The organism is Pseudomonas sp. OV226 (assembly GCF_003148705.1).
Classification (GTDB): Bacteria; Pseudomonadota; Gammaproteobacteria; order Pseudomonadales; family Pseudomonadaceae; genus Aquipseudomonas.
In genome coordinates, this window is the sequence record NZ_QGGS01000051.1 from 1 (window position 1) to 2053 (window position 2053).

General features: G+C 56.3%; 2 protein-coding genes. Both read right to left on the bottom strand.

What is annotated here, in order from left to right; translation table 11 throughout:
- Positions 1–45 precede the first annotated feature (45 nt).
- The gene (gene tnpC, locus C7534_RS32200) at positions 46–1590 is read right to left on the bottom strand and encodes an IS66 family transposase (RefSeq protein WP_109788266.1); all 1545 of its coding nucleotides are present in this window, start codon (positions 1588–1590) and stop codon (positions 46–48) included.
- Between the two features lie 17 nt (positions 1591–1607).
- Complete coding sequence (gene tnpB, locus C7534_RS32205; protein ID WP_256594868.1) at positions 1608–1967, bottom strand: IS66 family insertion sequence element accessory protein TnpB; 360 nt, start codon at positions 1965–1967, stop codon at positions 1608–1610.
- Between the last annotated feature and the right edge of the window lie 86 nt (positions 1968–2053).

Consider the following 2053-nt stretch of genomic DNA (forward strand, 5'->3'; position numbering starts at 1 on the left):
GTACGTGATCCATAAACCCCACCTACTTCAGGATGGAGTTCTGGTTTACCTTGGCATTTCCGGTGAGCAGTTCCACGGCAGTAGCGCTTCGTAGTCGGCCACCGACTGCGCATGTGGCAGTCGCTCCAGTACGTGGCGCAGCCACGTATAGGGTTCCTGGCCGTTGACCTTGGCGGTCTCGACCAAGCTGTAGATCTGGGCACTCGCGGTAGCGCCTTTAGGCGTATCGCTGAACAGCCATGCCTTGCGCCCGATCACAAACGGTTTTATTGCACGCTCTGCCGGGTTGTTGTCGATCGGTAAAAACCCAGCCTCCACGTAGCGTTCCAGCCGGCTCCAGTTGCTGGCCAGATAATTCACGGCCTTGCCCAGCACACTTTGTTGCGTCACCTGTGGCTGCGTTTTCTCCAGCCAACTTTTCAACTGACCCAGGATCGACAAGCTCTTTTCCTGACGACCAATAAAACGCTGTTCATCGCTGGTGTCCTTGAGTTCGCGCTCGACGCCATACAACTTGTTAATCATGGTCAGCGCGATATCGGCACGCCCCGTCTTGCCCTTGGGCTGCACTTTTTGCGCATCGACGAACTTGCGCCGGACATGGGCCATGCACGCCAGGCGTTCCACCCCCGGTTGCAACGCCAACGCGTTATAACCTGCGTAATCGTCGGTCATCACGTAGCCGCGATAACTTTCCAGCAAGCGCAATGGCACTTCCTGCGCACGGCTGGAGGTGTAGTCGAACAGCACGACTTTTCGATCCGGCGGGCCGCTGGCCTGCACCCACATCCAGGACTGGCTGGTCGGATCTCGATCCGGTTCTTTGAGTACCTGGACGCGAGTCTCATCACAGTGGATGACTGGACTTTCCAGTAAGCGGTCGCGCATCAAATTCAGCAGCGGCTGCAAGTGCTCACCGCACTGGATAACCCAACGTGCCAGCGTCTGACGTGGGATATCGATACCGTGTCGGCTCAATACCGTCTCAAAACGATGCAGCGGCAAGCCATCGACATACTTGGTGGTCAACAGCATCGCCAGCACACTCGGGCTGGCCATGCTCTTTTCGATGAGTTGGGCGGGTTTGTCGGCGATAACCGGCACCGTTTCACAACCGCGGCAGCCGTAAACCTTGCGGATGTGTTTGATCACCCGGATCTGCATTGGCACAATGTCCAGTTGCTCGCTGGTTTCTTCACCGATGGCGTGTTTGCGGCAACCGCAGGCACAGGTCAGTTCGTGCTCAGGCAGCTCGTGGATGACTTCGATACGCGGCAGGTCAGCCGACAATGGTTTGCGTTTGCCACGGCGCGGGGTCGGTGCAACGACTTCTTCTTCGATATCGACGATGAGAGATATCGGTTCGCTTTCTGGCTCGTTGAAAAGAGCCAGTTGCGGCGTGTTGGGCTCAACGGTCTGTTCGGATTTACGTCCGAACAGACGGTCGCGCAGCAACTTGATCTGTTCTTTCAAATCGACGATGTGGGTCTGGTAGGACTGCGCCACTTCCTCTTGACGACTGAATGCCTCAAGCAACATTTGCTTGAGCAAAACAGGATCGTCTGGAAGGTCGTCGGGCATGAAAGTCATGCCCGGATTATACCGGGTTAAGCCACGAAACGTGGAGTCAGAACCTGATGCGGACGGTTGCGCCAGAGATCAAAACCGTCGAGCAGCCAGTTCAGTTCTTGGACACTCAAGACGATGGCTTCGTCGGTGGCGTCAGGCGACGTTTTGAACCGCTCGGACTCCAGGCGCTTGAGCCAAAGACAGAAGCCGTTGCGCTCCCAATAGAGGATCTTCACTCGGTTACGGTGGCGATTCAGAAATACGAAAAGCACCGGGTCGAAAACGGCGACTTTAATATCCAGCTCGACCAGGGTGGCCAGACCGTCGATGGATTTCCGGAAGTCGACAGGCTTGGGGTAGAGGTACACTTTTTCGACTTTGGCGTCGGGTCGCATCATGAGGGGCTGGCTCCGGAAAGAAATCGGGAGTACAGCATCAGGCTTCAATAGGCGGCTTTGAATGTGGGGTTCGTGGATCCCTTACC

Bases quoted from the DNA above. Each gene is read 5' to 3' on its own strand.
- tnpC (WP_109788266.1), bottom strand. From the start codon at position 1,590: ATGACTTTCATGCCCGACGACCTTCCAGACGATCCTGTTTTGCTCAAG.
- tnpB (WP_256594868.1), bottom strand. From the start codon at position 1,967: ATGATGCGACCCGACGCCAAAGTCGAAAAAGTGTACCTCTACCCCAAG.